Genomic DNA, 17831 nt, shown 5'->3' on the forward strand with positions numbered 1-17831 from the left:
TCATCCACCTCTGGTGGTCCGCGACGACAGGAGATCCCGTGCAGGACCAGCCCTACGTCATCGATCCCGCGGGCGCCGACCTCCACGGCGAGGCCGCCCTGCTGCGCGAGCACGGAGCCGCCGCCCGGATCGAACTGCCCGGCGGCATCAGAGCCTGGGCGCCCACGCGGTACGACGTCCTCAGACAGCTCCTCGCCGACGACCGCGTCTCCAAGAACCCCAATCTGCACTGGCCCGCCTGGATGGCCGGTGAGTACCGCGAGACCTGGATCAACTCCTGGGTCGGTGTGACCAACATGTTCACCGCGTACGGCGCCGACCACCGGCGGCTGCGCAAACTCGTCTCGCCCGCGTTCACCAAGCGCCGTACGGATGCACTGAGGCCGCGCATCGTGGAGATCGGCACGGAGCTGCTCGACCGTATGGCCGAACTCCCTGGTGGCCGTGCGGACTTACGTGCGGCGTACGCGCATCCGCTGCCCATGCGCGTCATCTGCGAGATGTTCGGGATCCCCGAGGACCGGCAGGGCGCCATGGCGCGCCTGATCGAGGCCAACATGGACACCACGGTCACGCCCGAGCAGGCCATGGCCACCTGGCACGAGGTGCATGAGCTGCTCGCCGGGCTGGTCGCCGACAAGCGGCAGCGGCCGGGCGACGACATGATAAGCGCCCTCATCGCCGCCCGCGACGAGCAGGGCTCGCGCCTGACCGAGATCGAGCTGATCGACACGCTCCTGCTGGTCATCGGAGCCGGCCATGAGACGACGGTCAATCTGATCGGCAACGCGGTCCACGCACTGCTCAGCCATCCCGACCAGCTCGCCCGCGTCCGCACCGGCGAGATCCCCTGGAGCGAGGTCATCGAGGAGACCCTGCGCTGGGCCCCCTCGATCGCGAATCTCCCGCTGCGGTACACCGTCGAGGACATCAAGCTCGCCGACGGCACCCTGATCCAGCGCGGGGACGCGATCTTCGCGACGTACCTGTCGGCCGGACTCGACCCGAGTCGGCACGGCGTGAGCGCAGGCCGCTTCGACATCAGCCGCGCCGACAAGGAACACCTCGCCTTCGGCCACGGCGTCCACTACTGCATGGGTGCGCCGCTGGCCCGCCTGGAGGCGTCCATCGCCCTGCCCGCGCTCTTCGACCGCTTCCCGGGGCTGCGCCTGGACGGACCGGTCGAGCAGGTGGAGTCGTTCATCGCGTACGGCTACCGGGAGATCCCGGTGCGGTTCGGCTGAGCCGACGGCGCGTCAGGGCCGGTACACCGTCCCCGGCTCGGTCTTCCCCGGTGCCAGCAGCTGGGGGACCGTGACGAACACATACCCGCGCTCCTTGAGCGCGTCGATGATTCCCGGCACCGCGGGCACGGTGCCCTTGTAGATGTCGTGGAGCAGGATGATCCCGTCCCGGGACGCCTGCTCCAGCACCCGCTTCTGGATCAGCTTCGAGTCGTTCGTCGTGTAGTCCTTGGCGGTCACGCTCCACAGCACCTCGGCGAGCCCCAACTCCCGGCTGATCCTGTGCACGGTGTCGTTCGTGCGGCCCTGGGGCGGGCGCATGAGTGTGGGCTTGCGCCCGATGAGCTTCTCTATCGCGTCGTCAGGCTTCTCCAGCTCCTCGCGTATCTGCTGCGGCGATATCTCGGTGAGGATCTTGTGGTCCCAGGTGTGGCTGGCCACCTCGTGTCCCTCGGCGGCCATCCGCTTGACCAGCTCCGGGTACTTCTCGATGTGCCCCTTGCCGAGCAGGAAGAAGGTCGCGGGGACCTTCTTCTCCTTGAGGATGTCGAGCAGCCGCGCCGAGTTCTCGCTCGGCCCGGCGTCGAAGGTCAGCGCGATGCACTTGGCCTCGCGGCAGTCCACGGTCCCGAACCGGGCCGGCGCGCCCGCGGCGGCGTGCGCGCGGACGGTGCTGGGGGCGGTGGTGTGCAGCGTGGTGCACCCCGAGAGCGCGAAGGCCGTCGCGAGAAGGGCGACTGCGGCCCGCAACCTGATCGCACCTCTGTTCGTCTTACCCGTCGAAAGCATGGGCGCGACTATACATGCAGGCTATACACGGCATACATAGCCTGCATGTACAGCTCAGACATCGCGGCGTTGGTCCGCGTCGCCGAGCAGGTGCTGCCGACGGTCCCGGGACGGACGGCCGACTGACGGGCCGTCTGCGACGCTGCGAAGATCCACAGGACACGCCTGAGACCCGGCAGTGACGACTGAGGGTGCGCGATCCTCCTGCGGCATCCGGAAGTGGCGTACTCCGGGTACCGCCGCTGTTGCCAGGCACGCCGCGCCGACCAGTGCGGAGGCCACGGCCAATGGCGTCCGTGGCCCCCAGGCGTCGGCCGCCAGTGGGGCCAGCACGTAGCCCAGTGGCATCGCGGCGAGCGACAGGAGCCAGTCGTAGGAGACGACCCGGGCAAGCACCGGTCCCGGTACCACCTGCTGGACTGCCGTCTCCCAGACCGGGTTCAGAAAGCCCAGCGCCGCCATCGCAAGGCCGTAGACCGGGATGACCAGCGACGCCGGAGCGGGCACGGCGAGCAGGGCAAGCGGTGCTGCGTAACTGGCCAGCGCCAGATTGCCGGTCAGTACGGGATTGCGCAGCCGGGCCCGGCCGGCCGCCAGTGAGCCGAGCAGCAGGCCCACACCCGCGACCGTCGACATGGCAACCCACACCTTCTTGCCGCCCAGTTCATCGAGCGCGATCGCGGGGCCGAGCGTCGCCAGCACGGCGGCGGCGCCGTTCCACACCGCGTGCGCGATCAGGCTCGTCCAGTACCAGTCGCGGGAGCGCACTTCGGCCCAGCCGTCGCGCAGATCGGTCAGGAACGCCCGTCGCTGCGGCCGTACATGGGCCACCCGCAGCGGCAGCAGCAGCGCGGCGCTCACCGCATAGCCGATGCCGACGGCGATGAACGCCCAGCCCGCCCCGGCGAGCAGCAGTGCACCCGCGAGCGGGGGCCCGGCGAGCCGCGCCGCGCTGGAGGCCGCGGCCACCGCGGCGTTGGCCCGCTGCCGCCCTGCCTCCGGCACCGTACCGATGACCAGTGGCGAGAACGCGGGCTGAGCGAAAGCCGTGGCCGCCCCGCCGAGGACCTCGGCGACCGCCAGGCACCACAGCCTCGGAGCGTCGCCGAGCAACTGCACCCCCACGAAGATCTGGGCCGCGGATCGGACGAGCGCGGTGGTCAGCGCCACCGTACGGACGTTGATTCGGTCACCGGTCACGCCGCCGACCGGCAGGAGGAGCAGTCGCGGCACCATCGCACAGCCCAGCAGCAGCGCCAGGGCGCCGGTCGATCCCGTCACCTCCAGCACGGCCAGGCTGAGTGCGACAGGCACGATCGCATCGCCCAGCAGCGCGAGCGAGCGGCTGGTGAAGAGCAACTGGAAGCGGTGCGTCAGCAGTGGATGGGAGGCGGAGGGCATGGCGGGTTCCGGCGTAGTCATGGCCGGCAAGATACTTCGGCAACGAATTATTCGCTACCGAAATATCTGCTCCCGAAGCACCGGCGCTACCATGACGCCATGGCCGAGCCCCCACAACTCCGCGACTCGACTGACGAGCATGTGGCGCGATGGTTGCCGGTGCTGCCGGACCTGGACCCGGACACCGAGGGCGCCGTCACCCGCGCCATGCTGCTCACCCGGCATCTGCGTCGGACCAAGGAACGCTCCCTCGCCGCCTCAGGACTGGACCGGCACGAGTACGACACCCTGCACAAACTCGCCGGCCGCGGAGGCCGGGCCGCCCCCTCCGAACTCGCGGCCGACCTCGGACTCGCGCCCGCCTCGGTCACCGGCCGGATGGACGGACTCGAGCGCCGCGGGTTCGTCCGCCGCACCCCCTCGGCCGTCGACCGCCGCCGCGTCGACGTCGAACTGACGGACGCCGGACGCGCGGCCTGGCATCAGGCGCTGGGAGCGGTCGGGCGCGAGGAGGAACGGCTGCTGGGAGTGCTCAGCAAGGACGAGCGGGGGCAACTGGCGGCCCTGCTACGGCGCGTGATGCTGGAGGCCGAGTCGTCCTGACGGCCCCGCCCGCGCCGCCGTCGTCGTCGAGCATCACGATCCTCTCCGGGCACCGACGTCAGGCAGCGCAGGCTGCGGCCAGACGACCAGTTCGAAGGTGTCCTCCCCGTCGGCGTCGACATAGGTCCGGTCGGCTCGGCGGGCGCGCAGGGCCTGCGCGTCCCAGGTGTCGCAGAACAGGGCGTTGTAGCCGTGTGCCGAGCCGTCGAACAGCAGGACGGGTTCCCCGGACGCCGGTACGGCGTGGACCAGCGCGGGCAGGCCCTGTGCGTCGTCGGTGATCAGCCCCTCGGACACGTCCCCGTGATAGCGCAAGCGGAAGCGGGTCTGCCCGGCCGGGCCGCACAGCCGCCCTGCCCAGCCGGCGCCCAGCAGGTCGGCCCAGCGACGTTCGGACACATGGGCGGGCCGCTCGGCGGGCTCCGTCAGCCCGGCAAGATGCGGCGGGCCAGGGTATGTTGCAGGTCTGGGCAGGGAGTCGTGCTTCATCTCTTCAGCCGAGGTCGGGCAATGGGCGCCGGGCAACCTCGCGGGCGTCGTCCGACGGGACGCCCAGCATGCGCAGGACCATCTCGGCCAGGCCGGCGGCGGCCTCGTCGCCGTCGAGGTCGGGCCGGGCGAACCTCAGCTCCAGCAGGGAGAGCAGTGTCCCGCCCAGCGCGGACAGGGCGACGGCCGGCTCGACCGGGACGAAGCGGCCCGAGGCGACGCCGCGTTCCAGGTCGCGCAAGGCGCGCGGGGCCAGACCCTTCTCGGAGTGGAGGTAGCCGAGCCCGCGGTGGCGCAGGACCTGCATGAGTTCCGGATGGGAGTCGGCCATCCGTGCGCTGAGCCGGAAGCCCGCGGCGACGAGCTCCGCCGGGTCGTCGATCCCGCTCAGGCGCTCGTCGAAGGTCTGGCCGAATTCTTCCAGCGCGTCCACCACGGCTGCGTCGAACAGCTCCGTCTTCGACTCGAAGTGGTTGTAGAAGGAGCCGAAGCCGACATCCGCACGCTCGGCGATCGCCTGGATGCTCACGCTGGTGTCGCCGGTCTCGGCGAGGATCTGCCGGGCCGCGCGGACGAGTGCCTGCCGGGTCTCGGCGCGGCGCCGTTCGAAGCGGTTACGGGGTGGGGCTGGATTCGGCATGCGGTGAGTCTAACAACCGGTTCGAGATCAATCGCAGTACTGATGAATCCATCATCGTCTCATGCGGTGCCTCCGCACTTGACGAGAGCCACAGGCTCAGGAGCCGGACCCTCCCGGCTCCTGAGACTGTGGCCCCGTGATCGTGCCGGTGCCGACGCACCGGTCCTTGCGGTTACCGCGTGCCGTTGGCGGCGAACTTGGCGACCTGGTCGGCGTTGTCCTTGGTGATGAAGGCCGGACCGGTCAGGACGGGCGCGGTGCTGCCTCCGCTGAAGTTGCCGTTGGTCTTGTAGAGCCACAGCGAGTCGACCGCCAAGTAGCCCTGCAGATACGGCTGCTGGTCGACGGCGAACTCGACGGAGCCGTCCTGGACCGCCTTGACCAGGTCCTTGTTGAGGTCGAAGGTGGCGACCTTGGCCTTGCTGCCCGCGTCCGACAGTGACTGCACGGCGGTCAGCGCGATGGGCGCGCCGAGGGTGACGACCTGGTCGATGGAGGAGTCCTGCTTGAGCTTGGCGGTGATCGTCGACTTCACCGACGGCATGTCGGTGCCGTTGACGTAGAGGTTGTCCGTCTTGCCGCTGAAGCCCTTCTTCAGGCCGGCGCAGCGGGCCTCCAGGGCGACCTGGCCCTGTTCCTGGATGACACACAGGGCGTGCTTGGCGCCGAGCTGGTTCAGGCGCCGGCCGAAGGCCTGGCCGGCGATGTTCTCGTCCTGGCCGAAGTACTCGAGCATGCCGAGCTGCTTCCAGTTGTCCAGGCCGGAGTTGAAGCCGATGACAGGTATGCCGGCCGCCTTGGCCTTGGCCACGACGTCCTTCATCGCCTGGGGCTTGGCCGCGGTGAGGGCGATGCCGTCGACCTTCTGGTCGATGGCGTTCTGTACGAGGTTGGCCTGGTTTCCGGCGTTCGGGTCGGACGAGTAGACGAGCTTGATGTTGTCCTTGGCGGCGGCGGCCTGGGCGCCCTTGCGGATCAGGTCCCAGAAGGTGTCGCCGGGGGAGGCGTGGGTGACCATGGCCACGGTCATGCGGGGGGTGGTGGCCTTGCCCGCGGAGGCCGCCGCGCCGCCTTCCTCGGACTTCTTGCCGCCGGAGCTGCTGGAACAGCCGGCGGCGAACAGGGCGCCGGCGAGCAGAGTGGCGGTCAGAGCGGCGGCTCGGTGGTGTCTGTGCATGTCCCTTGCACCTCGCTGTGCTGGTCTGGGTGGGTGTGCAGGTGGGTTGAGGGGGGAGGAGGTCGGCTGATGCGGGGCGCACCCGGGCCTGATTGCGCCCTGGGTGGCGGCGTGAGCGCGGTCTGCGGCAGCCGTGGGTGGGGACTGCCTCGCCGTCACCGGAGCTCGCTAGAGCGCTTTATTAGCGCGCTCTAGTGGCTCGTACTATGGGGTGGCCCCCAGGCGATGTCAACAGGTATGTCAGGACGTCCCAACAAAACGTTCGAGCTGCGCCGGGGGTGTGCAGGTCGGTGCGCGATCGGGCTGCGGGCCCGATGAACGCCGAAGTCGAACCGGTCGCGTATGGCGGCAAACGCCACGTCCGCCATGCGGCCGCAGTGAGCCTGATCCACGCGGCGGCACACCTTGGATGTGAACCCGCGGTGCCTGGATGTGAACCCGCGGCGGCGCACCTTGGATTTGAACCCTGAAACCGATCGGTTTACGCTGCAGGAAAACCGATCGGTTTCACTCTCTGGAGATGGTCATGACTGCGATCAAGGACTCCGTCGTCCTCGTCACCGGCGGCAGCCGGGGCATCGGCAAGGCGCTGGTGGAGGAGCTGTACGCCCGGGGCGTCGGCAAGGTCTATGCCACGGCCCGCGACCCACGTACCGTGACCCACCCGGACGCCGTTCCGCTGGCGCTGGAGGTCACCGACCCCGACTCCGTGGCGGCGGCCGCCGCGCAGGCCCGGGACGTCACCGTCCTGATCAACAACGCCGGTGCCTCGACCCGCGCGCGCTTCCTCACGTCGCCGGTCGACGACATCCGCCGGGAGTTCGAGATCAACTTCTATGGCCCGCTGCTGCTCACCCGCGCCTTCGTGCCGGTCATCGAACGCAACGGCGGCGGCCACATCCTCAATGTCCACTCCGCGCTGTCCTGGCTCGCCGACGGCAGCACCTACAGCTCCTCGAAGGCCGCGATGTGGTCGCAGACCAACAGCCTGCGCCTGGAGCTGCAGCCACGCGGCATCGAGGTCACCGGGCTTCACATGGCGTACGTGGACACCGACATGACGGCCGGTATCGACGCGCCCAAGTCCAGCCCCCGCGATATCGCCGTGGCCGCGCTGGACGGCATCGAGACGGGAGCGCACGAGGTGCTGGCCGACGACATCACCCGGTGGGTCAAGGGGGCGCTGTCCGGAGCGGTGGCGTCCATGTACCAGCAACTCGCCAAGTAACGCCCCCGCCCTTGCAGTTCTGTAGAACGGACCGGAGTAAGTGATGACGGGTATTCACCCCTTGCGTGTGCTGCGTGCGAAACCTTTGTGGATCACCAACGGTGTGATCGTGGGTGTCCTGGCGCTGTTGTTCACCGTGTTCTACGTGGGCGCCAACATCGACCCGGCCGACCATCTGCACCAGCTCCCGGTCGGCCTGGTCAACGCCGACAAGGGGACAACCGTCGGCGGCCGGCAGGTCGACCTGGGCGCGCAGATCACCGAATCGATCAAGAAGTCGACCGCGGGCGGCGACAAGATCGAGTGGAAGGTGATGGACGAACAGCAGGTCCAGAAGGAACTGGGCACAGGCAGGCTGTTCGGCGCCCTGCTCGTGCCCGGCGACTTCTCCGCCTCCGTCACTGCACTCACCACCCCCACCCCCACCCCGACGGCCACGGCCGGTGCCCCCCACCGTCCGCAGCTGACCGTGCTGACCAACCAGTCCGCCGGCAGCCTGGGCTCCAGCCTGGCCCGCGTTGCCACGACCACCGCCGCACAGGCCGCCTCCCGGCAGGTGGGCAAGGAACTGACCGCGCGCATCCCGCAGAGCGAGCAGGACCGGCTGCCCGCCGCGGCGCGCCTGCTGCTGGCCGACCCGGCCGCCGTCACCGTCCAGGACGGGCACCCGCTCGGCACCCACAGCGGCATGGGCCTGACCGCGTTCTACTACGCGCTCGTCCTGGTGGTGTGCGGCATGCTCTCCGCCAACGTCATCAGCGGCCAGGTCGACCACGCCCTGGGCTACACCCACAACGACATGGGCCCGCGCCGCGTCCACCGCCCCCTGATCCGCGCCGGCCGCGCACAGACCCTCGCCATCGCCGGCACCCTCATGATCGCCCTGTCCCTGGTGATGGGCAGCCTGGTGCTGGCCGGCGCGGTCGGCATCATGGGCATGGACGCCTCCCACCTGCCACTGCTGTGGCTGTACTCGGTCTGCGCCATCGCGGTCTGCGGCATCGGCGCACTCACCCTCCTCGCCGTCTTCGGCACGCCCGGAATGCTGCTGGTCACCCTGGTCTTCATCGCCATGGCGGTGCCCACGGCGGGCGCCACCACACCGCTGCAGGCCCTGCCCGGCTTCTACCGCTTCCTGGCGGAGTTCGAGCCGCTGCGGCAGATCACCGGCGGCGTCCGCTCGATCCTCTACTACGGGGCCCAGGGCGACGCCGGTCTGACCCGCGGCTGGATCATGCTCGCCGTCGGCCTCACCGCGGCCTGCCTCTTCGGCTTCGGCATGACCCACCTGTACGACCGCAAGGGACTTGACCGCATCCCCCACGACAACCCGGAACCCCAGCCGGCCACGGCGATCCCCGCGTAGCCGGAGCGGACCGCGGACGTGGGCCGCCGGAGCGGCCGCGCCCCCCGTGTGCGTCGCTCCGTGAGGACGGGCGGCGACGCACCTCCCGGGGCCCGGCCTTGGTCTTCGAGCGATGAGGACCGGGGCCGGGCCACGGGCACAGGGGTAAACCGATCGTTTTCATTCGGGTCGGAACGGAGTTAGTCTCTCTTCATGACCACGGATTCGAAGCCCAGTTCTCGCGACCGGCTCCTGGAGGCGGCCGCCACGCTCGCCTACGCGGAAGGTGTCGGTATCGGCGTCGAGGCGCTGTGCAAGGCGGCGGGGGTGTCCAAGCGCTCGATGTACCAGCTGTTCGAGAGCAAGGACGAACTGCTGGCGGCGAGTCTGCAGCGGCGGGCCGCCGCTTTCGCGGCCCGGCTGCTGCCGGAGGAGGGTGCCGCGCGGTCGCCGCGCGAGCGAATCCTGCACGTCTTCGAGCAGTTGGAGTCCCAGGCGGACTCGCCCGAGTTCTGGGGCTGCCCCTACCTCGCCGTCCAGATCGAACTCAAGAACCCGGAGCATCCCGCCAGCCGGGTCGCGCAGCAGGTCAAGCAGAACCTGATGGTGTTCTTCCGTGGCGAGGCGGAGCGGGGCGGGGCGAGCGACCCCGACCTGCTGGCCCGGCAGCTGGTCCTGGTCTTCGACGGGGCGAGTGCCCGAGCCGGCATCAAGGCCGACAATCTGGCCGGCCTGGTCATGCCGACCCTCGTCACTCTCCTGGACGCGGCGGGCGTGCACTGACGGAGGCTCCGAGTTGGTTTGCTTTCCAGACTCACCCGCAGTGAGTGAGTCTGCATTTCAAACTCACTCACCGCTCGCCCCGAGGTGACCGTGGCCCCCGTCGACGCCGGCCCCGTGTACGTCTCCGGGGCCGCGTACGTCTCCGGGGCCGTGCCCGCGGCCGGCCGCAGCGCGGTGTGCTCAGGCTCGGGTCAGCTCCTCCTCGGCGGTATCGGAACCCGCCCCGGAGCCGGTGTCGCTGCCCTCCAGTTCGGCGTGGGTGCTGGCCAGGCGCTTCTCCGGCAGCACGAAGGCCAGGACCAGCCCCACCGCGAAGAGCGGAACCATGTAGCGGAAGACCGGGGTCAGGGCGTGCTGGTAGGAGAGGATGACGGCGTCCTGGAGCCGGGCCGGGAGCTTGTGGACGAGCGCCGGGGTCAGGGATTCGGTGTTGCCGACGGCCTTGGAGGCGGTGGCCGGCACACGGGAGGCGAGCTGGTCGGTCAGACGGTGGGTGAAGATGGCGCCGACCGCCGCGGTGCCGAGCGTGGCGCCGATCTCGCGGAAGAAGTTGTTCGCGGAGGTCGCGGTGCCGACGTCGGAGCCGGGGAAGTCGTTCTGAACGGCCAGGACGAGGGTCTGCATCATCATGCCGATGCCCGCGCCGAGCAGCAGGAAGTAGCCGCAGACGACAGAGATCGAGGTGTCCGGCTCCAGGGTCGACATCAGGAACGCGGTGATGCCGACGACCGCCGTGCCGACGACGGGCCACACCTTGTAGCGGCCGGTCTTGCTGATGACCTGGCCGGACGGGATGGCGGTCGCCATGATGCCGACGACCATGGGTATGAGCAGCAGGCCGGACGCGGTGGCGCTCTTGCCGTAGACCATCTGCAGGTAGGTCGGCATGTAGCCGATGATCGCGAACATGCCGATGCCGATCACGATCATGCTGATCAGGGTGGAGATGTTGAAGATCCGGCTGCGGAAGATACGGAGCGGGATCACCGGCTCCGCCACGCGGGCCTCGACGAAGAAGAACGCCACCCAGGCCAGCACGCCCCCGGCGGCGAGGCCGATGATGACCGGGTCGGACCACGCGTACTCCGTACCGCCCCAGCTGGCGAACAGGACGGTGCAGGCGACGGCGGCGGCCATGAGCGTGATGCCGGCGTAGTCGATGGTGGCCCTGGCGGCCTTGCGGGGCAGGCGCAGGGCGAAGGCGCAGACGGCCAGGGCGACGATCCCGAGCGGGAGGTTGATCCAGAAGGCCCAGCGCCAGTCGGCATGGTCGGTGAACCAGCCGCCGAGCAGCGGACCGACCACGGAGGCGAGTCCGAAGACGGCGCCGATGGGGGCCATGTACTTGGCGCGTTGGCGGGGCGGCACCAGGTCGGCGATGATCGCCTGCGAGGTGATCATCAGACCGCCGCCGCCCAGCCCCTGGATGCCGCGGCCGATGATGAGCATCGTCATCTCCTGCGCGGCACCCGCGAGCGCGGACCCGGCGATGAAGACGGTGATGGCGCCGAGGAAGAGGGCCTTGCGGCCGATGAGGTCACCGAGGCGGCCGTAGACCGGCATGCCGATGGTGGCGGCGAGGATGTACGCGGTGGTCACCCAGGCCATGTGCTTGACGCCGTCCAGCTCGCCGACGATGGTCGGCAGCGCGGTGCTGACGATCGTCTGGTCGAGCGCGGACAACAGCATTGCTGTCATCAGGCCGGCGAATATCAGGCCGAAATGGCGAGGGAGCCCGGAGGAGTCCTGCTCCTCGGTCTCCCCGGCCCCGGCGGCGGGGGGTGCGGCGTCGGTCATCGGGAAAGGCTCCAGGGTTACGGGTGTTCGGGGGTGAGAAGGGTGCTCAGGAGTGCGACCGACCGCTCCACATACGGGACGGGGGAGTCGGCGCGGTCGTCGGCGGTGTCCTGGGACCAGCGCTCCATGCCGTTGCGTACGGCGGCCATCGCGACGGAAGCGATCAGGTCCGGGATCTCCTCGTCGACGTCCGGTCCCATGCGCCGGGCGACGGTCTCGGCGAGGGACTGCCGGAATGCGTCGAACCGCGCCATGAGCGCGGCGAGGACGACCGGGGTGCTGTGCGCCAGCTCGAAGATGTCGTGCGTGTCCTGGCGTTCCGGCGGGTCCTCGGCGAGATGGTCGACGAGCAGCCGGGTCAGGTCCGCGAGGACGTCGCGGGGGTGCGCCGGAGGGCCGCCCGCGACAAAACGGGCCACCAGGTCGGGCGGCAGCTCGCCGGGGGCCTGGCCGACCGCGGCGGACTCCTTGCTCGGGAAGTAGTTGAAGAACGTCCGCTGCGAGATACCGGCCTCGGCGCTGATCATCTCGACGGTGACCTTCTCGAAGCCGTGCGTCCGAGCCAGACGGACCACCGCCGCGTGGATCTCACGCTGCGTCTCGCGGCGCCTGCGCTCGCGCAGGTCCTTGCCCAGGGGTGCCATGGGGCCATGATTGCACACTCTGCAATCATTGCGCGATCGGCAAGGCCAGCAGGAGGAAAGGCCCAGGTGACTGGTTCGCAGCGTGCTCAGAGGTCAACGCACGAGCGCTGCCACCAGGCGGCCGAGGCGTCGCGCAGGGTGTTGGCGCCGCAGTACACCTTGCCCATGCCGAGGTCGTACGCCCCCCGAGCCATCGGCCGCATAACCTGTGCGCGGAACACGGATGGGCCGGCGAAGAGAGGGACACGATGGCGGGCATCACCGGCAGGACCGTACTGATCGTCGGCGCTTCCTCGGGCATCGGCGCGGAGGTGGCGCGTCAACTCGCCGGTGGCGGCAACCGCTTCGTCCTCGTGGCGCGCCGTGCTTCCGAACTCGCCTCCGTGGCCGAGGCGGTTCGCACCGCGGGAGCGGACTGCTTGGAGATAGTGGCCGACGCCCTGAACGCGGATGCGGCCGCGGACGTGGTGTCGTCCGCCGTCGCGGAGTTCGGCTCCGTCGACATCGCCCTCCTCAACGCCGGCCAGGGCCCGGACATGTCCATGGACGAGGTCGGCGTCGGGGACGTCTCACGGATCATGGCGTTGAACTACGACGTCGTGGTCAACTACCTGATCCCACTGATCGAGCAGATGGGAAGACAACCCGACGGGGGCCTGATCGCGCACACCAACTCACTCGCCGGACTGATGGGCCTTCCGCGACAGGGTCCTTACTCGGCGGCCAAGGCGGCCGCGAGCACGCTCCTCGACGCCGCGCGCGTCGAACTGGCGCCGAGGGGAATCCGCTTCACCACCATCCATCCGGGGTTCGTGGCAACCGACCGCGTCAGCGCGGACGGACTGCCCAAGCCGTTCCAGATCAGCCAGGAGCGTGCGGCGCGGTACGTCATACGGGCCTTGGAGAAGGAACCGGCCCATGCGTACTTTCCCTGGCCCGCGGCCGCACTGGTCCGCACGCTGCGCATCCTGCCCACGTCGCTGTCGTCTCTGGTGCTGCGGACCTTGGCGGCCAAGTAGGAGCGGCCTTGGCAGGCGCTGTGCCAACGCCCGGGTCCCAACCGGCTGGAATTCCTCTGCCGACGTGACGCCTCGTCAACTGTCCTGGGTTTTGATGTGCGCGGAGTTGACTTCGATGTGCCGACACCGCCGCGGTCGGCCGACCGCGCAGCCGCCACAGGGACGGGCCATCCCACGAGAGGAAGATCACGCCAGGTGGGTGCGGTCTTGGCCATGTACCGGACACGCGGTACCGTCGGTCCGATATCGACGACGGCAGAACGGAAGCCGGTGGGAATCCGGCACGGTCGCGCCACTGTGAACGAGACGCTTCACCTTGCTGGGGTGCCTCGTGAGTCAGACCCGTAGCCGTCGTCAACTGCACCACCGAGATGGGACGCGAACTCCCAGAGGAGGTTCTGCCATGGCGCAGACCGTCGCCCAGCCGACAGCCACCACCCCCGTCGTTCCCGCCAAGCTGCCGCTGAAGGCGATCGTTCCCTGGGCGGTCTTCTTCGGCATCCTGATGCTGGTTCTGCTCTACTTCGTCGGCGCCGAGCAGGGCGCCACCTCCATGATGTCCGGCGAGGATGTCCACGAGTGGGTGCACGACGCCCGCCACCTGCTCGGTTTCCCCTGCCACTGAGGTGGGGGACGCCGCACGCCCATGAACTCCGCAACGGTAAGAAACCTTCTGGTGCGGGGCATGCTCGCCGGCCTCGGGGCCGGCGTGCTCGCCCTGGTCGTCGCGTACTTCCTCGGTGAGCCGAGCGTCGACAGCGCGATCGGCTACGAGGAGGCCCATGCCCCCGCGCACGAGCACGAGGTCGAGATCGTCTCCCGCAGCCTGCAGTCCACCGCCGGCCTGGCCACCGGTGTGCTGATCTACGGGGTCGCCTTCGGCGGCATCGCAGCCCTCGCCTTCTGCTTCGCACTCGGGCGTGTCGGCCGCTTCAGCCCGCGGGCGACCGCGCTGCTGCTGTCGGGCTGCGCGCTGCTCGCGGTGTACGTCGTGCCGTTCCTGAAGTACCCGGCCAACCCGCCGTCGGTCGGCGACCCCGACACCATTGGCAAGCGGACGACCCTGTACTTCCTGATGATGGTGCTCAGCGTGCTTGTCGCGATCGGTGCTGTCCTCATCGGCAAGAGACTCGCGCCCAAGCTGGGCACTTGGTACGCCACCGTCGCCGCGGTTCTCGGCTTCGCCGTCGTGATCGGCCTGGCGTTCGCCTTCCTGCCCGTCGTCAACGAGGTGCCGAAGGACTTCCCGGCCACGCTGCTGTGGCGGTTCCGCCTCTCCGCCCTCGCCATCCAGATCACCCTGTGGGGAGGCTTCGGCCTTGTCTTCGGTGAGCTGGCCCAGCGGCTGCTGTCTCCCAAGCCCGCAACAGCCGTGCGCGGGCGGACAGTCGCCGCCTCGAACTGAATGACGGAGCACACGAGAGGGCCCGCGGAACCATCCGGGGGCCCTCTCGCGTTTCTGCGGTCGCCCTGTCCCTGGAGGAGCACGAGCACTGTGCGATGGCGGAATTGCTGCGCCGCCACCGCACCCCGACGCCCTGACCGGAACATCACTGGCCGGCCTCGTCCTCCGGCGCTCCGAGAGGGCGCCCGATCCGCAGGTTCCAGCGCGCGGACCGCCCGCTGACCTCGGTCGCCGTCAGAGGCGGTACGTCGAGGCGCCAGAACGTCTCCTCGGGCGCGCCCATCACATGCACCACCACGGCCCGCACGACCTCCGGCTCCACCACGGCGAGGGTCCGGCCGTCCGCCGCTCGGGACGTGCCCAGCCACTCGGCCACGCGCCCGCACAGGTCCCGTACCGACTCCCCGCCGTGCGGGGCGGCGCCGGGGTCGGCCAGCCAGCGGGCCACCGCCTCCGGCTCGGCAGCGGCGACCTCGTCGAGCGTCCGGCCTCGCCAGCGGCCCATGTCCAGTCCCGCGAGTTCAGGGGTCCGCATGGCGTCGAGGCCGAGCGCCGAGGCCGTCTCCTGACAGCGCACGCTGGGGGAGACGACGACACGGCCGTGGGCGCGCAGCGACCCGGCGGCCGCGCGGGTACGTGCCGCGCCGATGTCGTCGATCGAGTCCCCGTCGTCGAAACGGGCCCGCCGCAGCGACGGGCTGGTGGCGGGCGAGATGAAAGTGACACGGCTGGTCACGCGAGCGCTCCTCCTGCGTCTGCCATGGACTGCGCGTTTGCATCGGACACGGTACGCAGGTCGGAGTGCAGGAGCCCGGACGGGGCTACGTCCTGGACGGACGGCGGTTGCGGAGCAGCAGCCGTCTTGCGGGACGTTCCACCGCCTCGTACAGGAGCCAGGACAGGCCGAGCGACACGGTGAACGTGGCGGCGAGGACGGCCAGGCCCGCCACCACGCCGAAACGAGGGGTGGTACCGAGCAGGCTGGTACCGGCCCGCAGCACCAGCAGGTGGACCATGTAGAAGGCGAACGAGAGTTCCCCCAGCCGCACCAGCCGCCGGTGCCGCCACAGCGACGGCAGGCCGCGCAGGTCCGCGACGGCCGCCGCCGGGATGAGCAGAGCGAAGCCGATGATGGTGCAGATCGTCGCCGGGTATCCGCCGGTGACCTGCGGGACGAGGAAGTAGCCGACGATCGCCAGGGCGAGTGAGGCCTCCAGACCGGGTCCGCGCCACCGGTCGAGGAGCACCAGCCGCGCCACGGCGGCGCCGAGGACGAACTCGGGCAGGCGCGCGGCGGGAAAGGAGTACACCGTCTGGTCCGGCCAGTGGTGCGCGTCCGCCCAGGACAGGACCAGTACCGCGAGCACCGATGCCGCGGCCAGCGCCGCCGATGCCCGGGCGCCGAGACGGCGCAGCAGGAGCGCCAGCAGCGGGAAGGTGGCGTAGAAGAAGGCCTCGCAGGCCAGCGACCAGCTGACCGGGTTCAGCGTCTGCCACCACGGGTGCCACCAGGAATGGACCAGCAGGACATCGGCCAGGGCCTGGGGCAGCGTCGGCTTGGCTCGGGGGGCAAGCGTGTATGCCATGACCAGCGCGATCGCGGCGGTGACCAGATGGACCGGATAGATGCGGGCCATGCGCCGCCGCAGGAAGGCTAGTGCGCGGTCGTTCGGCCGCACGGTCCACATCAGCACGAACCCGGACAGCACGAAGAAGAACGACACTCCGGTCCCGCCGGCTACGAACGCCCATGTCACAAGGCGGCCGCCGGTACCTCCGAAATAGCCGAAGTTGTGCACGTGCAGTCCGAAGACCAGCAGCGCGGCCGCCCACCGCAGTCCGGTGAGGGACGGCAGCAGGGGTACCGGGGCAGGCGGAGGGGACTTGGCGGTGGTCGCGGTGGCGGTGACGGACGGCGCCCGGGTCGTCCCGGTCGCCGCCGTCATCGTGTCACCTTCAGGGGGGCGTTCGTGCAGAGCATGAAGGGGAACGTTGCCCGTACATCACTTTTCATTCCGGTCCCGTAGCAAACATCACACCACAGGCGTCCGGAGAGGCGACTCCCTGACGTCCACGTGCCCTACGAAAACCTCCCGCAACGGAGTGAATGAGGGCGACGCGCCACTCAGTCGCGTCCACGCCCCTGGCTCAGACGCTCCAGTACGGCACGCCCCATGGCTGCCTCACCCTTGGCATTGGGGTGTGCGGGGGCCGCGGGCGAGGCAGGCTGCAACGGTTCGATCCAGCGGTCCGCCGGCGACTTGCACATGTCGTGGCCGCGCGTGGGCCAGTAGGTGTCGACGTACTGCGCACGATTCCACCCCGCCACCAGACGAAGCATCAGGTTCAGTCGCTTTTCGGTGTCCCGCAGATAGGCGAAGTCCTTCGACGCGAACGGCACCGAGGGATAGCAGCCGCTGCCGTCGTCGGGCAGGAGGTCCGGGTAGCCGACCACGAGCACCCGGGCGTGCGGCGCCCTGGCGTGCACGGCCCGCAGCACACGGACGACCTTCGGCGCGGTCTGCGCGATGGCGACCGTCAACTGGTCGATCCCGGACGAGGCGTAGGCACGCTGGCACGGGTTTCCCGTCGGGTCCTGGGAGCTGAGGCGGGCACACGTACCGATGATGGAGCTGAAACCGACGTCGTTGCCGCCGATCTGGACCGTCACCAGATCCGTGTCCCGTTGCAGCGCGTCGAGCTGGGGGGCGTTGGTGCCCTGGGACTTCCACATGTTCTCGGTCGTTGCCCCTGAGCAGCTCACGTCCTTGAATGCGGTCACCGTTCGCTCCGCCGCCACGACCGAGGGGTAATTGTGGTCGGAGCGGGCACAGTTCGCGTCCACCTGCTGCGGGATGAGGGGGCCGGCGGTGTACGAGTCCCCGAGTGAGACGTAGTGCGTGTGGCGGCCGGGTCCCGCGCCGTGCGCCACGGCAGGTACTGCGGAAGCGGCGAAGAGGGCGCAACCGCCGAGCGCCGCCCCTGCCGCGATCGGCCAACGGCGACGTCCCGCCGGTCTGCCCGCATCCGTGTCGTGCGCCATGAGAATCCTCCCCCTGAGGCCGGAACGCCGCACGGGGCCGGTATCCAGCGGCGGCCCTCGCACGGTCGACTGGGCTTTGTATACCGCCGGTATGTCTCGGGGGCCAGAGGCGGGAACCGAGTAGCTCAGAGGGAGGGCGTGAGGGGCACCGAGTGGATACGTGTCCGAGAACACGAGCGAATGCATGACGTCTGATGTCATGCATTGGCTGGAGGGGAATCCGT

18 protein-coding genes and 1 riboswitch are annotated in these 17831 nt (G+C 69.7%); of the genes, 8 read left to right on the forward strand and 10 right to left on the reverse strand.

Features of this window, described 5'->3' with window-relative positions:
• Positions 1 to 38 precede the first annotated feature (38 nt).
• Positions 39 to 1244: a cytochrome P450 family protein gene (locus ABT186_RS29940; RefSeq protein ID WP_351927669.1), complete on the forward strand. Its 1206-nt coding sequence runs from the start codon at positions 39 to 41 to the stop codon at positions 1242 to 1244.
• Positions 1245 to 1256: 12 nt separating this feature from the next.
• Here the strand turns inward: ABT186_RS29940 and ABT186_RS29945 are convergent, their stop codons facing one another.
• On the reverse strand, positions 1257 to 2033 hold the full coding sequence (locus tag ABT186_RS29945) for a polysaccharide deacetylase family protein (RefSeq protein ID WP_351226188.1): 777 nt from the start codon (positions 2031 to 2033) through the stop codon (positions 1257 to 1259).
• A 54-nt stretch (positions 2034 to 2087) separates the two neighbouring features.
• A complete protein-coding gene (locus ABT186_RS29950; protein WP_351927671.1) occupies positions 2088 to 3455 on the reverse strand; it encodes an MFS transporter in 1368 nt (455 codons plus the stop codon).
• Between the two features lie 78 nt (positions 3456 to 3533).
• On the opposite strand from ABT186_RS29950, the gene ABT186_RS29955 reads away from it, so the two are divergent.
• Complete coding sequence (locus ABT186_RS29955) at positions 3534 to 4037, forward strand: MarR family winged helix-turn-helix transcriptional regulator (protein WP_351226192.1); 504 nt, start codon at positions 3534 to 3536, stop codon at positions 4035 to 4037.
• A gap of 33 nt (positions 4038 to 4070) precedes the next feature.
• On the opposite strand, the gene ABT186_RS29960 is transcribed toward ABT186_RS29955, so the two are convergent.
• The 3 genes from ABT186_RS29960 to ABT186_RS29970 all read right to left on the reverse strand — a co-directional run bounded on the left by ABT186_RS29960 (position 4071) and on the right by ABT186_RS29970 (position 6343).
• A complete protein-coding gene (locus ABT186_RS29960) occupies positions 4071 to 4526 on the reverse strand; it encodes a hypothetical protein (RefSeq protein WP_351927673.1) in 456 nt (151 codons plus the stop codon).
• A 4-nt stretch (positions 4527 to 4530) separates the two neighbouring features.
• Positions 4531 to 5166 carry a TetR/AcrR family transcriptional regulator gene (locus ABT186_RS29965; RefSeq protein WP_351927675.1) on the reverse strand — a complete coding sequence of 212 codons (636 nt, stop codon included), beginning with the start codon at positions 5164 to 5166 and terminating at the stop codon, positions 4531 to 4533.
• A gap of 172 nt (positions 5167 to 5338) precedes the next feature.
• Entirely contained in the window at positions 5339 to 6343 is a 1005-nt protein-coding gene (locus ABT186_RS29970; protein WP_351927677.1) for a sugar ABC transporter substrate-binding protein, read from the reverse strand.
• Between the two features lie 526 nt (positions 6344 to 6869).
• Between ABT186_RS29970 and ABT186_RS29975 the strand changes: the two genes are divergently transcribed.
• From ABT186_RS29975 to ABT186_RS29985, 3 genes are all read left to right on the forward strand, one after another.
• The gene (locus ABT186_RS29975; RefSeq protein ID WP_351226200.1) at positions 6870 to 7571 is read left to right on the forward strand and encodes an SDR family oxidoreductase; all 702 of its coding nucleotides are present in this window, start codon (positions 6870 to 6872) and stop codon (positions 7569 to 7571) included.
• A 43-nt stretch (positions 7572 to 7614) separates the two neighbouring features.
• Positions 7615 to 8937, forward strand: a complete 1323-nt coding sequence (locus tag ABT186_RS29980; RefSeq protein WP_351927679.1) for a DUF3533 domain-containing protein — start codon at positions 7615 to 7617, stop codon at positions 8935 to 8937.
• A gap of 192 nt (positions 8938 to 9129) precedes the next feature.
• Positions 9130 to 9699, forward strand: a complete 570-nt coding sequence (locus ABT186_RS29985) for a TetR/AcrR family transcriptional regulator (RefSeq protein ID WP_351226204.1) — start codon at positions 9130 to 9132, stop codon at positions 9697 to 9699.
• Between the two features lie 180 nt (positions 9700 to 9879).
• Here the strand turns inward: ABT186_RS29985 and ABT186_RS29990 are convergent, their stop codons facing one another.
• Positions 9880 to 11496, reverse strand: coding sequence for an MDR family MFS transporter (locus ABT186_RS29990; RefSeq protein ID WP_351927681.1), 1617 nt, complete (start codon positions 11494 to 11496; stop codon positions 9880 to 9882).
• 17 nt (positions 11497 to 11513) lie between these two features.
• On the reverse strand, positions 11514 to 12140 hold the full coding sequence (locus ABT186_RS29995; RefSeq protein WP_351927683.1) for an acyl-CoA-like ligand-binding transcription factor: 627 nt from the start codon (positions 12138 to 12140) through the stop codon (positions 11514 to 11516).
• Positions 12141 to 12388: 248 nt separating this feature from the next.
• On the opposite strand from ABT186_RS29995, the gene ABT186_RS30000 reads away from it, so the two are divergent.
• The 3 genes from ABT186_RS30000 (at position 12389) to ABT186_RS30010 (ending at position 14564) form a co-directional block, all read left to right on the forward strand.
• On the forward strand, positions 12389 to 13159 hold the full coding sequence (locus tag ABT186_RS30000; RefSeq protein WP_351927684.1) for an SDR family NAD(P)-dependent oxidoreductase: 771 nt from the start codon (positions 12389 to 12391) through the stop codon (positions 13157 to 13159).
• A 210-nt stretch (positions 13160 to 13369) separates the two neighbouring features.
• A riboswitch (cobalamin riboswitch) is annotated at positions 13370 to 13527 on the forward strand.
• Positions 13528 to 13562: 35 nt separating this feature from the next.
• Positions 13563 to 13784 (forward strand): CbtB domain-containing protein, encoded by a 222-nt coding sequence (locus ABT186_RS30005; protein ID WP_351226212.1) that lies wholly within the window; start codon positions 13563 to 13565, stop codon positions 13782 to 13784.
• Between the two features lie 21 nt (positions 13785 to 13805).
• Positions 13806 to 14564, forward strand: coding sequence for a CbtA family protein (locus ABT186_RS30010; protein ID WP_351226214.1), 759 nt, complete (start codon positions 13806 to 13808; stop codon positions 14562 to 14564).
• Between the two features lie 145 nt (positions 14565 to 14709).
• Here ABT186_RS30010 and ABT186_RS30015 read toward each other — a convergent pair whose 3' ends face one another.
• The 3 genes from ABT186_RS30015 to ABT186_RS30025 all read right to left on the reverse strand — a co-directional run bounded on the left by ABT186_RS30015 (position 14710) and on the right by ABT186_RS30025 (position 17607).
• Positions 14710 to 15300, reverse strand: coding sequence for a histidine phosphatase family protein (locus ABT186_RS30015; RefSeq protein ID WP_351226216.1), 591 nt, complete (start codon positions 15298 to 15300; stop codon positions 14710 to 14712).
• Positions 15301 to 15385: 85 nt separating this feature from the next.
• The gene (locus ABT186_RS30020) at positions 15386 to 16510 is read right to left on the reverse strand and encodes an acyltransferase family protein (RefSeq protein ID WP_351226218.1); all 1125 of its coding nucleotides are present in this window, start codon (positions 16508 to 16510) and stop codon (positions 15386 to 15388) included.
• 179 nt (positions 16511 to 16689) lie between these two features.
• Positions 16690 to 17607 (reverse strand): SGNH/GDSL hydrolase family protein, encoded by a 918-nt coding sequence (locus tag ABT186_RS30025; RefSeq protein WP_351927686.1) that lies wholly within the window; start codon positions 17605 to 17607, stop codon positions 16690 to 16692.
• Positions 17608 to 17831 lie beyond the last annotated feature (224 nt).

It is taken from the genome of Streptomyces sp. NPDC001634 (assembly GCF_040298185.1).
Taxonomy (GTDB): Bacteria; Actinomycetota; Actinomycetes; order Streptomycetales; family Streptomycetaceae; genus Streptomyces.